The following is an 18187-nucleotide window of genomic DNA, read 5'->3' as shown; positions in this document are numbered from 1 at the left end:
GCGCATGTCACAGCAGATCTATTTTCTCAACGGGCCGAACGCGAATTTGTACGGGCTGGATAAAAACGGCACCTACGGCAGCGACAGTTTTGTCAGCATCAGCGAGCGCTGCCAGCGTCGCGCCGACTCGCACGGTATTATTTTGCATTTCCGCCAGAGCAACCACGAAGGCGTGCTGGTCGACTGGATCCAGGAAGCGCGGCAGCATGCCGCGGGGCTGATCATCAACGCCGCGGGTCTGACCTACAGTTCAGTGCCGATCCTGGATGCGTTATTGATGTTTGATGGCCCGATTATTGAAGCGCATATGAGCAACATATGGAAACGTGAGCCGTTCCGCCATCACTCCATGGTGTCGAAAGCCGCCACCGGTGTGATTGCCGGACTGGGCGTGACAGGCTATGAGCTGGCGATTGATGCCGTGGTCAGTCTGCTGGGAACGCGTGCCGCATGAGTACATTAGTGTTTTACAGCGAATTCGACAGCTTCGAAGAATGGTCGGCTTTACTTGCACCGTATTTGCCCGGTGTGACGATCTGTCGCGCCGAAACGGTGCAAAACGCGGACGACGTGCACTATGCGCTGGCATGGAAACCGCCACAGGGTTTCTTCACGCCCTACCGCAATCTCAGACTGCTGGTGAATCTCGGCGCGGGTGTCGATTCGCTGGTCGGGCGCGACGACCTGCCGGATATCCCGATCATTCGGCTGTCCGACCCTGATATGGCGCGGATGATGGCCGGTTATGTGCTGTTTGCCGTGCTGCGTTACGCGCGCGATATTCCGGCATTCGAGCGTGCGCAGCGTGAACAGCGCTGGCATTACCTGCATCCACGCGAGCCCTCCGGCATCCGGGTCGGTGTACTGGGGCTGGGAGAATTAGGCGCGTATGCCGCGCTGGAACTGGCGCGTCAGGGTTTCGACGTCCGCGGCTGGTCACGCTCGCAAAAAGCGATTACAGGTATTCGCTGTTACAGCGGACCCGAATCGCTGGATAGTTTTCTCAGCCAGAGCGACATTCTGGTGACGATGCTGCCGCTCACGCCAGACACGACAGGCTTGCTCAGTGCAGAACGGCTGGCGCAACTCCCGCACGGCGCGGCGTTTATTAATGTGTCGCGCGGGGCGATTGTTGATCAGGCAGCACTGACGGAAGCGTTGCGTTCAGGGCAGATTGCCGAAGCCACGCTGGATGTGTTTGACCGCGAACCACTGCCGCCGGACGATCCGCTGTGGCGTATGAAAAACGTGTTGATCACGCCGCATCTGGCTTCCGTCGCCATTCCTGCCAGCGCCGCCCGGCAGGTCGCGGAAAATATTCGCCGCGCCGCACGCGGGGAACCGGTGACGAATCAGGTGTTCCCGGCGCGCGGCTATTAGCTCAGGCATGCGTCACGCCACCCGCACCACCTGCGGATCAAAATAGCTCGGCGCCGCCATGCCAGGAATATACTGGTCGGAGATAAACACGCGGCAGCGCTCGGCGAAGGCGTTAACCACCATGGAGTGCTGCGTATGGGCGACGGTCGCATGACCAAGTAGCATCGGCCTGTTCACCCCCGCCAGCCGCACGCGAATCAGGCGTTTACCATCCTGAGACAAATGCGCTTTTGGCCGCACGTTGGCAATACCAAACCCCACCCCGTTCGCCACCATCGCGCGTACCACTTCCATATTGCCGGAGCGCATGACCACATTCGGCGTGACGCCCGCTTCGCTGAACAGCCCAAGGAAATATTCACGGCTCCACGGCATATCCAATAAGACCATCGGCATCTCCGCCAGCTCCTGAATCGTCACTGCGGATTGCGTGGCAAGCGGATGATGCTCACCCACCATCACATACGGCGGCAGTTGCGCCAGCGAGGTAAATGCGATGTCGCTGGCCGGGACTAAATCGTACGTCAGGGCGATGTCGATATCGGCGGAACGCAACTGTTTCAGCAACTGTTCATGGTTGCCTTCCACCAGCGTAATGCGCACGCCCGGAAACGCGCGGCCAAAGCCGAACACCAGTTCCGGCGTCAGCATGGGGGCCAGCGTATCCAGACAGCCCACACGCAGCGGGCCGCGCACATTGTTCATCGATTCCGACGCAATCGTATAAAGGTTCAGCATCTGTTCCAGAATGAGCTTCGCCTCTTTCAGAACCTGATGGCCGATAGCGGTCAGAGACACGCCCTGCGCGTGATGACGCACAAAGAGCTGCACGCCAAGTTCAGATTCGATATGGGTGATGGCAGCAGAGATCGACGGTGATGAAACATGGATACGCTCTGATGCGCCAATGATGCTTCCGGCTTCTCCGGACGCGACAAAGTATTCCAGCTGACGCTGGGTTATGCGACTTAACATGCAGGTTCTCCTGAGATCGCCGACGCGATCATGTCGCGCCAGTCATTCTAATAGTGCAGATTCTTCTGCATTTATCATGCCAGTTTTCAAATGGCAGCATAATCGCCTGGTCTGATGACCGCGACTATCCTGCGTCAGAAATCCTGATGCAAAGACGAGGAAAAGCCTGTTTTACGGAATCCACTCATCACGCCATTATCGGTTTCACACCTGGGAACACCGTTTGCACCTTTCTGGCGCGCCGGGTTTCGATTACTACAACAGCCAATGCAAATATGGGGATAAGAATTATGTCGCATAAGATTTGTGCTTTAGCGTTGTTGACCACGACTGTGTTAAGCGCAGGAAATGTCATGGCCGCTGACAAGCTGATTGTCAGTACCTGGGGCGGCGGCTTTAAAGATCTGATCGATGAGACCATTGCCAAAGAGTTCACCAAAGAAACTGGCGTAGAAGTGCAGTTTGTTACTGGTGGCACCATTGACCGTCTCAACAAAGCCAAACTGGCTGGCGGCACACCGGAAACGGACGTGACGTTTACCACCTCGCATGTGGGTTTTCTGTATGCCAACTCGGGCCTGTTTGAAAAACTCGATATGAGCAAAATCCCCAACGCCGCAAATCTGGTGCAACAGGCGAAAGTCAGCCCCTGGCACCTCGGCGTATGGGGCTACGTTTACACCATCGGCTATCGTCCGGATCTGGTGCCAAAGGGCGTCACTTTTGAGAGCTGGAATGATCTGTGGAACCCGGCACTGAAAGGCACGCTGGCGTTGCCTGACTGGGATCCGAGCCATATCATCGCGGTTTCCGCCAGACTCTCCGGCACCGATGCCGCGCACTGGCAGCAGGGCCAGGCGAAGATGAAAGCGCTGATCCCGAATATCAAATCTTTCTATACCGATGACGCCAACAGCCAGCAACTGATCTCCACGGGGGAAACGCCGGTACAGGTGATGCTGTCGATGAACGCCTACAACATGCTTGCTGAAGGGGTGAACATCAAACTGGCGATACCGAAAGAAGGCGCGATTCTGGGCGTCGACACCGTGGGTATCAACAAAGGCACCAGACGTGCGGATCTCGCGTATAAGTTTATCAATATCGCCCTGAAGCCCGACATTCAGGAGCAGGTGGCGAAGATTTATCACGGCAGTCCAACGGTCACTAATGCGCATATCGATCCCGAACTGGCAAAACTGCCGGGCATGCTGACCACGCCTGAGCAGTGGAATGCCACCATCAATACCGACCCGCAACTGCGTGCTGAAAAGACCGCCGAGTGGCGTCAGTGGTTCTCTGAAAACATCATGTCTCATTGATTTAGCGGGCGGCCTGCGGGTCGCCCTGGTTCTACCGGCAACACATTACTCAGGCAGCACGTATGACGAGAAAACCGACATTTTTACCCTGGTTCATTATTCCCGCCACGCTGACCGCAACAGGGCTGTTTTTCGCCATGTTCGCGGTGATGCAGTTCAGCGTGCGCGCGTATATTCCCGGTTCGCTCGACGTGGGCGGATTTACGCTGGCGAACTTCAGCGGGCTGCTCAAAAGCATCTATGCCGGTGCTTTTATTAACACCGTCATGCTGAGCGCCAAAACGGCTATTTTTGGCCTGCTGATGAGTTATCCGCTGGCGTATGCCCTGGTGCGCACCCGCACGACGTGGATCAAATCCACGATTTTGATTATTGCCATTACGCCGCTGTTCCTCGGCGAAGTCGTGCGTACCTATTCCTGGATTATCGTGCTGGGTAACAGCGGTTTCCTGAACAGTCTGCTGCTGGCGTTGGGCATTATCTCTACCCCCATTCAGTTTATGTTTACGCAAACGGGAGTGGTTCTGGCGCTGGTCCACGTCACTATGCCAATTATGGTGCTGATGCTGGCGACCGCGTTGTCACACATCAATCCGGATTACGAGAAAGCCGCCACCAGCCTTGGTGCAGGGCCGATCCGCACCTTACTGACTGTGACGATCCCGCTGTCTCTCCCCGGCATTATCGCCAGTCTGACCACCGCGTTTGCCTGGACGTTTAGCGCCTTCGCCACCCCGCAGCTCATTGGCGGCGGGCGCGTCAGCACTGTGGCAACCATGGTTTATCAACTGGGTTTTTCGTCGATGAACTTTCCGTTCGCCGCGGCGCTGAGCATTGCCGGTTTAGTCCTGACCATCCTGGTGCTGATGGCGCTGAAGCGCATGACACGATTCCTGCACGCCATGGGAGATCACTGATATGACCCGTTCGATGAGCGATAAACTGACGACGCTGGCAGGTCGCCTGCTGGTCGCCGCGATTCTGATTTTTGTCATGCTGCCGACTGTCGTGGTGGTTATCTCCTCGTTCAGCAGCACCTCCGTATTGTTTTTCCCGCCGAAAGGCTGGTCGCTGCGCTGGTTCGAACGGGCGGTGAATTACGATGATTTCCGTCACGGCTTTTATTCCGGGCTGATTGTTACCGCATGGGCATCGTCGCTGGCGGTGATCATCGGCACCACGCTGGCGATTGCCATTGAGCGCTATTCATTCCCGTACAAGCAGGTGCTGGAAGGGGTGCTGATGTCGCCGCTGTTCATTCCGCACTTCACGATTGGCCTGGGCCTGTTAATGCTGGTATCGCAACTCAATCTGGGGCGCGGTTATCCGCTGGTGATTTTCTGCCACATCGTTCTGGTGCTGCCGTTTGTGCTGCGCAGTGTTTATGTGTCGCTAAAAAACCTTGAACAGCGCATTGAGCTGGCGGCGGCTAGTCTCGGCGCATCGCCACTGCGCGTGGTGTGGACCATCACCGTGCCGTTGATTTTGCCGGGTCTCTTTGGCGGCTGGCTGTTTGCGGCGATCCTCTCCTTTAACGAATTTACCGCATCGCTGTTTATTACGACGCAGGCGACACAGACCCTACCGGTCGCGATGTACAACTATGTGCGTGAATTTGCTGACCCGACACTGGCCGCCCTGTCGGTTATTTATATTGCCGTCACCGCCGCGATGTTAATTATCGCCAATAAGTTTTTAGGTCTGGGGAAAATATTAAACGTTGAAGCCAGACATTAAGAAAAAATGAAAGCCTGATTATCATTAATATGACCCCCGATTACGCGTAGCGATGAAAATATCGAGGGTCGCTTATATTTAGAGGTTCAACATGTCAGCAGAGAAAATTAATACCGTTATTGTCGGCGCCGGTCAGGCCGGTATTGCCATGAGTGAACATCTGGCGCTGATGGGGGTGCCTCATGTCGTCCTGGAGCGCAGCCGCATCGCTGAACGCTGGCGCTCTGAACGCTGGGATTCGCTGGTGGCGAACGGTCCGGCCTGGCATGACCGCTTTCCGTCGCTGAAATTCGATAATATTTCCCAGGAGGCCTTTCCACCGAAAGAACGGATGGCCCAGTATTTCGAAGACTATGCAAAGATGATTGATGCACCAGTGCGCACTGGCGTTGACGTGCATCAGGTTACGCGTCTGGCAGGACGCAGCGGATTCCGCGTGGTGACATCTGCCGGTGAATTTGAGGCCGACAATGTGGTGGCCGCCACCGGCCCGTTCCAGAAACCGTCATTTCCCCGGATCGTGCCGGAAAGCGCCGGGTTGCATCAGATGCACTCTTCGGTCTACAAAAATCCACAGCAACTGCCTGCGGGCGGCGTGCTGGTGGTCGGCGCAGGCGCTTCCGGTACCCAAATTGCCGAAGAGTTGCGTAAATCGGGCCGAGACGTTTATCTGTCGGTCGGCGAACATTATCGTCCGCCGCGCTCTTATCGCAACCGTGATTACTGCTGGTGGCTCGGCGCGCTCGGGCTGTGGGATGAGGTTAAAATCACCCCGAAGAAAGAGCATGTGGCCTTCGCGGTGAGCGGTTATGAAGGTGGTAAAACCGTGGATTTCCGCCGCCTGGCGCATATGGGCATTACGCTGGTGGGTATCACCCGAAGCTGGGATAACGGTGTGCTGCATTTTGCCGACGGACTGGCTGAGAATATCGTTGCGGGTGACAAAGCCTACTTTGACGTACTGCGCGATGCGGATGCCTACATTGAACGCAACGGCCTGGATCTGCCGCCAGAGCCGCAGGCATGGGAGCTACTGCCGGATCCGGAATGTTTGCGCAATCCGCTGGCACAGTTAGATATTGCCGCGGCAGGTATTACCACGATTATCTGGGCGACCGGTTTTAAGTTTGATTTTAGCTGGCTGCAGGTGGATGCCTTCGACGAAAAGGGCCTGCCATTCCATAAACGCGGTATTTCCGCAGAACGCGGCGTTTATTTTCTCGGCCTGCCGAATCTGGTCAACCGCGCATCATCCTTTATTTATGGCGTATGGCATGATGCAAAATACATTGCCGATCATATTGTTTTGCAGAACGCCTATACCGACTACGTAAAATAATAATGGCCCGTGGCTAAATAACCGTTATTTAGCCACATTGTTCTGGATAGCTGAAGTGACCATAACCTGTATTGAAGAATTACGGCAGCTGGCGCGTAAGCGGGTGCCAAAAATGTTTTATGACTATGTCGATGGCGGCTCCTGGACCGAATACAGCTATCGCGCCAACGAAGCCGATTTACGTTGCCTGGAGTTTCGCCAGCGAGTGGCGGTCGATATTGCCCGCCGCAGCACTGCCAGCATGATGGCCGGACAGGCCGTGACGATGCCGGTGGCGATTGCGCCCACCGGGTTAACCGGCATGATCCATCCCGACGGAGAAATCCTTGCCGCGCGTGCAGCGAAAAAGTTCGGCATTCCCTTCACACTTTCCACCATGAGCATTTGTTCGATTGAAGCGGTGGCGCAGGCGACAGATTACCATCCCTTCTGGTTTCAGCTGTATGTCATGCGTGATCGCCAGTTCGTTGCGAACCTGATTGATCGCGCGAAAGCCGCGAACTGCGGCGCGCTGGTCGTCACGATGGATCTCCAGGTGTTTGGTCAGCGCCATAAAGATGTCAAAAATGGCCTGTCCACGCCGCCCAAAATGACGCTGCGTAACGTGCTGAATATTGCCAGCAAACCACGCTGGTGCCGCAATATGCTTGCCACACGTCATCGTAACTTCGGCAATATCATCGGCCACGCCACTGGTGTTGATAACATTGATGCGATGGTGGAATGGACCGCGCAACAGTTTGATCCGCATCTCTCCTGGCAGGATATCGAGTGGATTAAACAGCGCTGGGGCGGCAAGCTGATAGTCAAAGGAATTATGGATGTGGATGATGCGCGTCTGGCGGTGGCAGCGGGTGCGGATGCGCTGATTGTTTCCAATCACGGCGGGCGCCAGCTGGATGGCGTGTCCTCGTCAATCACCGTGTTGCCGGAGATCGTCGCGGCAGTGGGCGAACATATTGAAGTCCATTTCGACGGTGGAATACGTTCCGGGCAGGATGTGCTGAAAGCGATTGCGCTGGGCGCTAAGGGAACCTATATCGGGCGCAGCATGTTGTATGGCTTAGGCGCGCTCGGCGAAGAGGGAGTCACCATGGCGCTAAATATCATTCGTAATGAATTCGATTTGTCGATGGCCTTTTGCGGCAAAACGACGGTTGCGTCGATTGATGCGGGGATCCTGCGTAATGGGGCGTTTCACCAAAAATGAGCGCCCACTGATGTCAGCGCGCTGTCGCCATCCTTACGCGCTTGCTCTTCAAGCTGCGCACGAAACTCATGAGAAAGTCTGATTTGGTACTGATCGGTTTTCGCTTTTTGTGTCGACATTGTAATTACAAATTCCGTAGCATGGTTATGTTGTAATTACACCGCAATGACGAGGTGCAATGCAATAGAGCTGATGCTACCACAAACACCTATACCGACTCACTGCGCTATACGGACATTCACTATTCCGATATGGCAGGCGCACTGGCGAATATTGATTTTTCCAGAATGGATGACGGCGAAGCGGACGTTGAAAGTTTCAGACTGGTCCGCCACCGGGTTCAGGCTGTGTTTGCTAAAAAATGGTCGTCTGAATTTCGGTTGTGACATTTTTACTGAATGCTTAGATTCATTTTCAATCCATTGAAAGGGTATGAACATGAACTTTGCAGAACTCCACAACCAATATGAACCCCTTCTCATCGCTAATATCTGGGATGCAGCCAGCGCTGTCGCAGCGCAAGAAGCAGGTTATCAGGTACTGGGAACGTCCAGTGCTGCAATAGCATCCATACTGGGATATGAAGACGGGCAGGAAATGCCGTTTGATGAGTTATTTTATATGGTCACCCGTATTCGGGCTGTCAGCAACCTGCCATTGAGCATTGACGTGGAAGCAGGGTATGGTGATTCAGCCGAAGAAATAGCAACCAATCTCAGGCGCCTTGCTCAGACCGGCGTATCAGGTGTTAACCTTGAAGACAGCAGAGTCATAAACGGAGTTCGTCAGCTTGACGATGTCTCTGATTTTTCGCGTAATCTGAGAAAAATATGCACTAAGCTGAGAAGCGAAAATTGTAGCCTCTTTCTGAACATCCGGACTGACACTTACCTGCTCGGGCATGAAGGTGCATTGCAGGAGACGATATTTCGGGGTCAGAGCTATAAAGCTGCAGGTGCTGACGGCCTTTTTGTTCCCTGTCTGACGTCTGAGAAAGATATCAGCCTCATTGCAGAGGCAACGGGTCTGCCTCTGAATGTCATGTGTATGCCTCATCTTCCGTCGTTCGACAGGCTGAAACTGGCCGGGGTAAGCCGCATTTCAATGGGCAATTTTGTTCATTCAGCCATGCAGTCAACGCTGACTGATGTAATGCATGCGATTCGAACTCGTCAGACGTTTGAAGGACTTTTTGGTGATGAAAATAATCGATAAGAATTTGTGTGATATCTGGTATCAGGCATTACTCGAACGAGCTTCAGAATACACCGGCGTTTTTTTTGTTGGCGTCAAAACCACTGGCGTATTCTGCATTTCTGTATGCCGGGCACGAAAACCTAAACGCGAAAACGTCGAATTTTATAAAGATGCCAAATCTGCTCTTGCGGACGGCTTCCGTCCATGTAAGGTCTGCAGACCCGCTGAAAATGCGCACAGCGCGCCATTATTTGTTGAACAGGCGCTTGCGCTTGTCAGGCGTGATATTAAATCCCGTGTAGCTGACGAGCAGCTTCGCCAGCACGGAATCAGTCCGGAGCGGGTAAGACGCTGGTTCCTGCAACATCACGGCATCACTTTTCAGGCGTTCCAGCGAATGCAGCGGGTGAACGTTGCCCTGCAGGAGCTGAAAAGCGGACGAGCAGCTACTGACGTTGCGCTGGGCAATGGCTATGAATCCCTGAGCGGGTTTGGTTACACCTACAAGCGGCTTACTGGAGCCGCTCCGACTCAGGCAACCCAGGTGATTGTCATTCACCGGTTTACCACTACGCTTGGACCTATGTTTGTCTGTGCTACAGAGAGGGGAGTCTGTCTACTGGAGTTTACCGATCGCCGGATGTTAGAAACAGAATTTCGCGATATCCAGCGTTTATTTAACGCCAGAATTGTCACCGGAGAAAACAGCCACACCCGGCAGACAGTAAAAGAAATCAGCGAGTATTTTGCTGGTACTCGCCAACAGTTTGATCTCTCTGTAGATGCCCCGGGCAGCGATTTTCAACAATCCGTCTGGCATGAGTTGCGTGCGGTTCCCTATGGGCAGACTTCACACTATCAGGCCATTTCACTACGTATTAATAAGCCAAATGCTGTGCGTGCCGTCGCTGCAGCTAATGGTGCAAACCGGATTGCGATTGTGATCCCTTGTCACAGGATAATTGGCAAAAATGGAGAGATGACAGGCTATGGTGGTGGCATTTCGCGCAAAGAATGGCTCATTGAGCATGAGAGAAACAACGCTTAATTATCTGATGATCCAATGTAGCCGGAAATTTATGCTCTTTTTGAGGGCGTAGTTCTTGTGGCTTTTGTAGGTTTCTTGCAACTAAAGGTCCGCTCCTCGCTCATAGCAAAAAGCCCGCTTAAGTTTCCTTGAGCGGGCTTTTCTAAATATGGCTCCTCTGACTGGACTCGAACCAGTGACATACGGATTAACAGTCCGCCGTTCTACCGACTGAACTACAGAGGAATCGTGTGAACGGGGCGCATATTAACGAGGCACCCCGGGCTTGTCAAAGTCTGTTTTCACTATTTAAATCGTTTGCCGATTTATTCTCCATTCCGGACGTTTACCTCTCAGGATTCCCACGCCTGCTCCGCTTTTGCGCCGTCGAACTGCGGCGGTGGCTTGCGGAAACGCTGCGTCAGCCAACCAAGGTAGACAACCCCGACACCCGCCCAGACCAGCCCCAGCGTCAGCGAGGTGATCTCAAGGTTAATCCACAGCACAGCGACCGTGGCGGCGCCAATCAGCGGCAGGATCAGATAATGCAGTTTCTCCTGCCAGGTTTTGTTACGCCCTTCCCGGCGCCAGAAGTGGTTAAACACCGACAGGTTTACGAAAGTGAAGGCCACCAGCGCGCCAAAGTTAATCAGTGCCGTGGCGGTGACGAGATCGAAAAACAGAGCCGACAGCGCCACAATGCCCACCATGATCACGTTCAGCGCCGGAGTGCGCCACTTCGGGTGCACGTAACCGAAATACTTCTCCGGGAATACGTTGTCGCGCCCCATGACGTACAACAGGCGTGACACGCTGGCATGTGACGCCAGCCCTGACGCCAGTGTATTCACAAACGTGGTGCACAGGAAAATGGACTGGAACAGCTTACCGCCGACGTACAGCGCGATTTCCGGCAATGCGGCATCGGGATCTTTAAAGCGGCTGATATCCGGGAAAAACAGCTGCATAAAGAATGACGCAGCGATGAAGATCAACCCGCCGTACAGCGCGGTGAGGAAAATCGCTTTCGGGATGGTTTTTGCCGCATCCGGCGTCTCTTCCGACAGCGTCGTCACCGCGTCAAAACCGAGGAACGAGAAACAGACGATAGTGGCGCCGGTAATAATCGGGATCAGATGCGCGTTCTGGCTGATAAACGGCTGCAGCGACCAGACTGTCCCGACGCCCTCGCCTTTATGCAGTCCGTCCACCACCAGGTAAATAAAGACCACGATGATGGCTATCTGCACCAGCACAAACAGCGCGTTAAAGTTCGCCACCAGGTTGACGCTCTTCAGGTTGGCGGCCGTCAGGATCGCCACAAACGTCACCACCCATACCCACGGCGGGACACCGGGGAACAACGCGGTGAGGTAAATCTTCGCCAGCAACACGTTGATCATCGGCAGGAACAGATAATCAAGCAGCGACGACCAGCCGACCATAAAACCGACGTGCGGGTTAATCGCTTTTTGCGCGTAGGTGTAGGCGGAGCCCGCCTGCGGGAACTGGCGCACCAGTTTGCCATAGCTGATGGCGGTGAACAGCACTCCGGCCAGCGCCAGTAAATAAGAGGCCGGAACGTGACCGTCACTGATGCCGGAAACAATACCGAAAGTATCAAACACGGTCATCGGCGTCAGGTAAGCCAGCCCCATCACCACGACCTGCCAGAGCTTGAGGGATTTACGCAGTTGCGGTTTGCCCGCCTGCGTTGATGTATTCAGAGAGGAGTTAGCCGCCATGCCCTTTCCCCCCTTTGCCTGCAGTGGTTTGCGTTCGTTGTTTCCTTAGAACACACCTGCTTAGCAAGGGGGTAAATCGTGTGAGATCGGGGGTAAAGAAGCGTTCACGGTGCGGGAGTGGTCCGCACTCACAGCGGCTCAGGCAACCGCCCTCGCCATGCGGGTATTTAAACATCTGCATCATCTCATTTCCTCGTCACAAAATCTGTCGTGTTTCTGAAGACCCGATGCCGCCAGCGCTCCATAACGCGACATACGGGAAATGGCAGGATTTCCTGCAATGTCTGGCTGCCCGCCTCCGCGCAGGCAGCATGATGCTACGGTCTTATCTGTGGGTTTCGCCCGACAATCAGGCGTTTTTCAGCATCCACTCGATTTCGGTATCGGTAATGAGACGCTCAAACTGGATTAACTCGTCGTTCTTGCAGGCGTGATAAACGTGGCAAAAACGCGCCCCCAGCAGCTTGCGCAACGCGGCATTTTCTGTAAATTCACACAACGCGTCGCTCTGGCGGATCGGGAACGGTAAGCCGTCCTGCTCCAGCCCGTTACCTTCAACCTCTGTGGGTAACGGCAGATCGTTATCCAGACCGTGCAAAATGCCCGCCAGCAGGGTGGCCATCACCAGATATGGGTTGGCATCTGCACCGGCTACACGGTATTCCACACGATGGTTATCGCGATCGCCGCAGGGAATTCGCAGCGCAACCGTCCGGTTGTTGTGCCCCCACGACGCCTGCGTCGGCACATACATGCCAGGCTGGAAACGGCGATACGAATTTACGTTAGGCGCTAACAGTGCCATAGAGGCAGGCATCAGGTCTATCATTCCCGCCAGTGCCCGCTTCAGAGTGGTCGAATCTTCGCCATCGGCGTCTGCCAGTACGTTTTCGCCTTTATTATTCAGCACACTGATGTGAATATGCATCCCGCTGCCCGCGTGCTCTTCATACGGCTTCGCCATAAATGTGGCGTGCATCTTATGCTTCTCGGCCACCAGACGAACCAGACGCTTCAGCGCCAGCGCATCGTCGCAGGCATCCAGTACGTTGTCGGTATGATGCAGGTTGATTTCGAATTGTCCGGGCGAGGCTTCAGCAACCGCGCCATCGGCGGGGATCAGTTGCATGCGCGCTAAATCGTCGATATCCGTCAGCACGTCGGCGAAATGGTTCAGGTTGTCAACGGAATAGACCTGGCTTTGCATATTGCGATCCTGCGTGCCAGGTGCGCACGGCGGCTGGAGATATCCTTCTGCGTCACGCTGCCGGTCCAGTAAATAGAACTCCAGCTCTACCGCTACCACGGGGTGCAGACCGCGCTGGCGAAGCTGCTGCCAGAGTCGGTTCAGTACGTTCCGCGGCTCAACGTCAAAGGGAGCGCCATCTTCATCCAGCATGGTCAGCATCATCTGGCCGATAAACTCAGGGTCTGCTGCGGACGGTGTCAGCGTGCCCGGCACAGGGACGCAACTGCGATCCGGCTCACCCAGCTCCTGCCCTAACCCGGCTTCTTCAACCACATTGCCGAGGATATCCATCGCGAATACTGAGGCCGGGAAATAGCAGCCCTTCTCTAACTTACGTAACCCCGAAACCGGAATACGTTTGCCACGGAAGCAGCCGTTCAGATCGGTTAACAGAACATCGACATACTGCGTTTGCGGGTAACGTTCGAGGTAGTGTTTTACTTCGCGCGCAAACGCGCTACTTCGTCTCTCTTCAGACTGCTGAACAAAATTCTCAACTTCTACGATATTGGTTTCCATGATTCACCGCCGTTGCTTTGAGGTACGGTCACTGACGCAGACCGTTAAATATAATGTCCATTCATCGACTCTGGCCGCAATCTAAATGTTTGTCAAATGTTAAATGAAGTTTGCAAACAAGTTATCTCACTGCTAGATTGAGAAAATATTGAACGGAAATTTGCAACAGGGAATCGTTTGGCAATAATTTTTTCCAGAACGTGAGGCCGATCATGGGCAATATATTTGACAAGCCAGTCATTGGTGTTGTGATGTGCAGGAACAGGATCAAGGGTCATGAGACCCAGACGTTGCAGGAGAAGTACCTGAATGCCGTGTTAAACGCCGGAGGATTGCCCATCGCGTTGCCGCACGCGCTGGCAGAACCGGAGCTTTTTGCCGCCCTGTTGCCGAAACTGGATGGTATTTTCCTGCCGGGTAGCCCGAGCAATGTCCAGCCGCACCTTTATGGTGAAAACGGCGATGAGCCTGACGCCGATCCCGGGCGTGATCAACTGAGCATGGCGTTAATCACCGCCGCGCTCGAAAGGCGCATCCCCCTTTTCGCCATCTGCCGGGGAATGCAGGAAATGGTTGTTGCCACCGGCGGGACTCTGTATCGTCGCCTGTGCGATCACCCACAGTTTCTGGAACACCGCGAAGATGCGGAGTTGCCGGTGGAGCAGCAGTACGCCCCATCGCATGAAGTCCAGGTACAGGAAGGTGGATTGCTTTGCGCATTATTACCCGGTTGCAGCACATTCTGGGTCAACTCCCTGCACGGTCAGGGAGCGAAAACACTGGGGCCGCGGCTGCGCGTTGAAGCGCGTTCGCAGGATGGGCTGGTGGAAGCCGTGAGCGTTCACGATCATCCTTACGCGCTGGGCGTTCAGTGGCACCCGGAGTGGAACAGTAGCGAATACGCCCTGTCGCGTTTGTTGCTCGAAGGTTTTATTACTGCCTGTCAGAACTATCTTGCTGAAAAGCAGCAGCTCTGACCACTACTGTTAAGGAAATAGAAATTATGAGCGATGACGGCCTGGCTCCGGGGAAACGTCTGGCGGAGATTCGACAACAACTGGGTCTTTCTCAGCGTCGCGCAGCCGAACTGTCTGGATTAACACATAGTGCAATCAGCACCATTGAACAGGATAAAGTCAGCCCGGCAATCAGCTCGCTCCAGAAGCTGCTGAAAGTATATGGACTGTCCCTCTCCGAGTTCTTTGCCGAACCGGAAAAACCAGACCAGCCGCAGGTCGTGATTAATCAGGACGATCTGATTGAAATCGGCAGTCAGGGGGTTTCCATGAAGCTGATTCACAACGGAAATCCTAATCGCACACTGGCGATGATCTTCGAGACATACCAGCCTGGTACAACGACCGGCGAGAGGATCAAACACCAAGGTGAGGAGATTGGCACAATACTGGAAGGTGAAGTGGTATTGACCATCAACGGTCAGTCGTATCACTTAGTTGCGGGACAGAGTTACGCCATCAATACCGGCATTCCTCACAGTTTCAGCAACACCTCGGCAGGCATCTGCCGCATCATCAGCGCCCACACTCCCACCACGTTCTGATTTTTCTGGCCTGATACGTTCAGGCCTTTATTAACAACAGATTGTCACAGGCGAATCCGCCTGCGGCTCTCTGCGGCCAGATTTTGCCGGAGCAATAATTTATCCGATTGAAATAAGAGGTTTTTTATGAATTTCCATCACCTGAATTACTGGCAGGAAAAAGCGAAAAATATCACGCCGGAAAGCCGTTTATTTATTAACGGCGAGTATTGCGAAGCGCAGGATAACAGCACGTTCGCCACGCTGGATCCCGCGGCCCAGCACCCGATTACCGCCGTTGCCCGCGGTAAAAAAGCTGACGTTGACCTTGCCGTACGCAGTGCGCGTGAGGTGTTTGAGCGCGGCGACTGGTCACAGGCTTCACCGGCGAAACGCAAAGCGGTGCTGAATAAGCTCGCGGATCTCATGGAGCAGCATCACGAGGAACTGGCGTTACTGGAAACGCTCGATACCGGTAAACCGATTCGCCATAGCCTGCGTGATGATATTCCCGGCGCGGCCCGCGCTATCCGCTGGTACGCCGAAGCCATTGATAAAGTGTATGGCGAAGTGGCAACCACGTCACCGAATGAACTGGCGATGATCGTCCGCGAGCCGGTTGGCGTGATTGCCGCCATTGTGCCGTGGAACTTCCCGCTGCTGCTGGCCTGCTGGAAGCTCGGCCCGGCGCTGGCCGCGGGTAACAGCGTCATTTTAAAACCCTCGGAAAAATCACCGCTGACCGCCCTGCGGCTGGCGGGACTGGCAAAAGAAGCCGGGCTGCCTGACGGCGTGCTCAACGTGATCAGCGGTTTCGGTCACGAGGCCGGGCAGGCGCTGTCGCTGCACCCGGACGTGGACGTTATTACTTTCACCGGCTCCACACGTACCGGGAAACAACTGCTGAAAGATGCGGGCGACTCCAATATGAAGCGCGTCTGGCTGGAAGCGGGCGGCAAGAGCGCCAACGTGATTTTTGCTGACTGCCCGGATCTGGAAAAAGCGGCTGCTGCCACTGCGGCGGGGATCTTCTACAACCAGGGACAGGTCTGCATCGCCGGAACCCGCCTGCTGGTGGAAGAGAGCATCTCCGATCGCTTCCTGGCGCTGCTTAAAGAACAGGCTAAACACTGGCAGCCGGGCAATCCGCTCGATCCCGCTTGTACCATGGGTACGCTGATTGATAACGCCCACGCCGACACCGTTCAGAGCTTTATCCGCGACGGGGAATCCGGCAACACGTTGCTGCTCGACGGCCGCAGCGATGCCCATCCGGCCGCCGTCGGCCCGACCATTTTTGTGGATGTCGATCCCAACTCGCACATTTCACGTGACGAAATTTTCGGCCCGGTGCTGGTCGTTAACCGCTTTCGCAGTGAAGAAGAGGCGCTGCAACTGGCGAACGACAGTGATTACGGACTCGGCGCGGCTGTGTGGACCAGCTCGCTTAACCGGGCGCACCGCATGAGCCGTCGCCTGAAAGCCGGGTCGGTGTTTGTGAACAACTATAACGACGGGGACATGACCGTGCCGTTTGGCGGTTATAAGCAAAGCGGCAATGGTCGCGATAAATCCCTGCATGCCCTCGAAAAATTTAGCGAACTGAAAACCATCTGGATTGCCCTGGAGCCTTCATTATGACCGAACATACCACAAGCTATTACGCCGCCAGCGCCAATAAATATGAACCGTTTCCGACGCTTTCTGAATCCATTACCTGCGACGTCTGCGTGGTAGGCGGAGGTTACACGGGCCTTTCTTCCGCCCTGCATCTGGCTGAAATGGGTTACGACGTGGTGTTGCTGGAATCCGCCCGTATCGGATTTGGCGCCAGCGGGCGCAACGGCGGTCAACTGGTAAACTCCTACAGCCGCGACATCGATGTGATCGAAAGCAACTACGGCCCCGATGCCGCCCGCATGCTCGGCAGCATGATGTTTGAAGGCGGCGAGATCATTCGCGAGCGCATCAAACGCTACCAGATTGATTGCGATTACCGCCCCGGCGGCCTGTTTGTGGCCCTGAACCCTAAACAGCTGGCGACGCTTGAAGAGCAGAAAGAGAACTGGGAGCGCTACGGCAACACGCAACTGGAACTGCTGGACGCCGACGCCATCGCTAAAGAGGTGAATACCGATCGCTACGTCGGCGCCCTGCTCGACCGCAGCGGCGGTCATATTCATCCACTGAATCTTGCGATTGGTGAAGCCGACGCGATCCGTCTGAACGGCGGGCGGGTCTACGAACAATCGCCAGTGACCAGGATCCAGCACAGCAACCCGGCGGTGGTGAGCACGGAAAAAGGCCAGGTCACCGCCCGCTACGTGATCGTCGCCGGTAATGCCTATCTCGGCGATAAAGTCGAGCCGGAACTGGCAAAACGCAGCATGCCATGTGGCACGCAGGTGGTGACCACCGAGCCGCTGTCAGCGGAAGTGGCGCAGTCATTGATCCCGAATAACTACTGTGTGGAAGACTGTAACTATCTGCTGGATTACTACCGTCTGACCGGCGATAACCGCCTGCTGTATGGCGGCGGTGTGGTGTATGGCGCGCGTGATCCCGATGATGTTGAGCGCCTGATCATGCCGAAACTACTCAAAACGTTCCCGCAACTGAAAGGGGTGAAAATCGATTACCGCTGGACCGGCAACTTCCTGCTGACGCTTTCGCGGATGCCGCAGTTTGGCCGCCTGTCCGGCAACATTTATTACATGCAGGGTTACAGCGGCCACGGCGTGACCTGCACGCATCTGGCTGGCCGTCTGGTTTCAGAAGCATTACGTGGTGATGCAGAGCGTTTCGACGCGTTTGCAAAGCTGCCGCATTACCCGTTCCCGGGCGGGCGCAACCTGCGCATTCCGTTTACCGCCATGGGTGCGGCGTACTACAGTCTCCGCGATCGCCTTGGGGTTTAATGGCCCACGCACAGGGTGATCCCCCCTGT

At 55.0% G+C, this 18187-nt stretch carries 16 protein-coding genes and 1 tRNA gene; 13 read left to right on the top strand and 4 right to left on the bottom strand.

Annotated features, from left to right (window positions below; genetic code table 11):
- Positions 1-4 precede the first annotated feature (4 nt).
- Together AOY23_RS15960 and AOY23_RS15955 are read left to right on the top strand one after the other, a co-directional pair.
- Positions 5-454, top strand: a complete 450-nt coding sequence (locus tag AOY23_RS15960; RefSeq protein ID WP_054180335.1) for a type II 3-dehydroquinate dehydratase — start codon at positions 5-7, stop codon at positions 452-454.
- Positions 451-1380, top strand: coding sequence for a 2-hydroxyacid dehydrogenase (locus AOY23_RS15955; protein WP_054180334.1), 930 nt, complete (start codon positions 451-453; stop codon positions 1378-1380). Before AOY23_RS15960 ends, AOY23_RS15955 begins: the two co-directional genes overlap by 4 nt.
- Positions 1381-1392: 12 nt before the next feature.
- Here the strand turns inward: AOY23_RS15955 and AOY23_RS15950 are convergent, their stop codons facing one another.
- Positions 1393-2355 carry a LysR family transcriptional regulator gene (locus AOY23_RS15950; protein WP_054180333.1) on the bottom strand — a complete coding sequence of 321 codons (963 nt, stop codon included), beginning with the start codon at positions 2353-2355 and terminating at the stop codon, positions 1393-1395.
- Between the two features lie 290 nt (positions 2356-2645).
- On the opposite strand from AOY23_RS15950, the gene AOY23_RS15945 reads away from it, so the two are divergent.
- From AOY23_RS15945 to AOY23_RS15915, 7 genes are all read left to right on the top strand, one after another.
- Positions 2646-3677, top strand: coding sequence for an ABC transporter substrate-binding protein (locus AOY23_RS15945; protein ID WP_054180332.1), 1032 nt, complete (start codon positions 2646-2648; stop codon positions 3675-3677).
- Positions 3678-3739: 62 nt separating this feature from the next.
- On the top strand, positions 3740-4594 hold the full coding sequence (locus AOY23_RS15940) for an ABC transporter permease (protein ID WP_054180331.1): 855 nt from the start codon (positions 3740-3742) through the stop codon (positions 4592-4594).
- A 1-nt stretch (position 4595) separates the two neighbouring features.
- On the top strand, positions 4596-5414 hold the full coding sequence (locus AOY23_RS15935) for an ABC transporter permease (protein WP_054180330.1): 819 nt from the start codon (positions 4596-4598) through the stop codon (positions 5412-5414).
- A gap of 91 nt (positions 5415-5505) precedes the next feature.
- Positions 5506-6753, top strand: a complete 1248-nt coding sequence (locus AOY23_RS15930) for a flavin-containing monooxygenase (protein WP_054180329.1) — start codon at positions 5506-5508, stop codon at positions 6751-6753.
- Positions 6754-6808: 55 nt separating this feature from the next.
- On the top strand, positions 6809-7963 hold the full coding sequence (locus tag AOY23_RS15925; protein WP_072171027.1) for an alpha-hydroxy acid oxidase: 1155 nt from the start codon (positions 6809-6811) through the stop codon (positions 7961-7963).
- A gap of 438 nt (positions 7964-8401) precedes the next feature.
- Positions 8402-9178, top strand: coding sequence for an isocitrate lyase/PEP mutase family protein (locus AOY23_RS15920; protein WP_054180328.1), 777 nt, complete (start codon positions 8402-8404; stop codon positions 9176-9178).
- Complete coding sequence (locus AOY23_RS15915) at positions 9162-10208, top strand: bifunctional transcriptional activator/DNA repair enzyme AdaA (protein ID WP_054180327.1); 1047 nt, start codon at positions 9162-9164, stop codon at positions 10206-10208. The genes AOY23_RS15920 and AOY23_RS15915 overlap by 17 nt, the downstream gene beginning before the upstream one ends.
- 149 nt (positions 10209-10357) lie before the next feature.
- Here AOY23_RS15915 and AOY23_RS15910 read toward each other — a convergent pair.
- The 3 genes from AOY23_RS15910 to AOY23_RS15900 all read right to left on the bottom strand — a co-directional run bounded on the left by AOY23_RS15910 (position 10358) and on the right by AOY23_RS15900 (position 13700).
- Positions 10358-10433: transfer RNA gene (locus tag AOY23_RS15910), tRNA-Asn, on the bottom strand.
- A 107-nt stretch (positions 10434-10540) separates the two neighbouring features.
- Positions 10541-11932, bottom strand: coding sequence for an APC family permease (locus AOY23_RS15905; RefSeq protein ID WP_054180326.1), 1392 nt, complete (start codon positions 11930-11932; stop codon positions 10541-10543).
- A gap of 349 nt (positions 11933-12281) precedes the next feature.
- On the bottom strand, positions 12282-13700 hold the full coding sequence (locus tag AOY23_RS15900) for a glutamine synthetase family protein (protein ID WP_054180325.1): 1419 nt from the start codon (positions 13698-13700) through the stop codon (positions 12282-12284).
- Positions 13701-13912: 212 nt separating this feature from the next.
- Here AOY23_RS15900 and puuD point away from each other — a divergent pair, with 212 nt between their 5' ends.
- The 4 genes from puuD (at position 13913) to AOY23_RS15880 (ending at position 18158) form a co-directional block, all read left to right on the top strand.
- Positions 13913-14677 carry a gamma-glutamyl-gamma-aminobutyrate hydrolase gene (gene puuD, locus AOY23_RS15895; RefSeq protein WP_054180324.1) on the top strand — a complete coding sequence of 255 codons (765 nt, stop codon included), beginning with the start codon at positions 13913-13915 and terminating at the stop codon, positions 14675-14677.
- Between the two features lie 26 nt (positions 14678-14703).
- Positions 14704-15261, top strand: a complete 558-nt coding sequence (puuR, locus tag AOY23_RS15890; protein WP_054180323.1) for an HTH-type transcriptional regulator PuuR — start codon at positions 14704-14706, stop codon at positions 15259-15261.
- 126 nt (positions 15262-15387) lie between these two features.
- Entirely contained in the window at positions 15388-16881 is a 1494-nt protein-coding gene (gene puuC / locus AOY23_RS15885; protein WP_054180322.1) for an aldehyde dehydrogenase PuuC, read from the top strand.
- Positions 16878-18158: an NAD(P)/FAD-dependent oxidoreductase gene (locus tag AOY23_RS15880; RefSeq protein WP_054180321.1), complete on the top strand. Its 1281-nt coding sequence runs from the start codon at positions 16878-16880 to the stop codon at positions 18156-18158. Before puuC ends, AOY23_RS15880 begins: the two co-directional genes overlap by 4 nt.
- Positions 18159-18187: the final 29 nt, after the last annotated feature.

Origin of the sequence: Trabulsiella odontotermitis (assembly GCF_001297775.1) — a bacterium.
Lineage (GTDB): Bacteria > Pseudomonadota > Gammaproteobacteria > Enterobacterales > Enterobacteriaceae > Trabulsiella > Trabulsiella odontotermitis.
The sequence above is the reverse complement of the archived record's forward strand: the minus strand, read 5'-3'. Positions and strand labels throughout refer to the sequence as shown.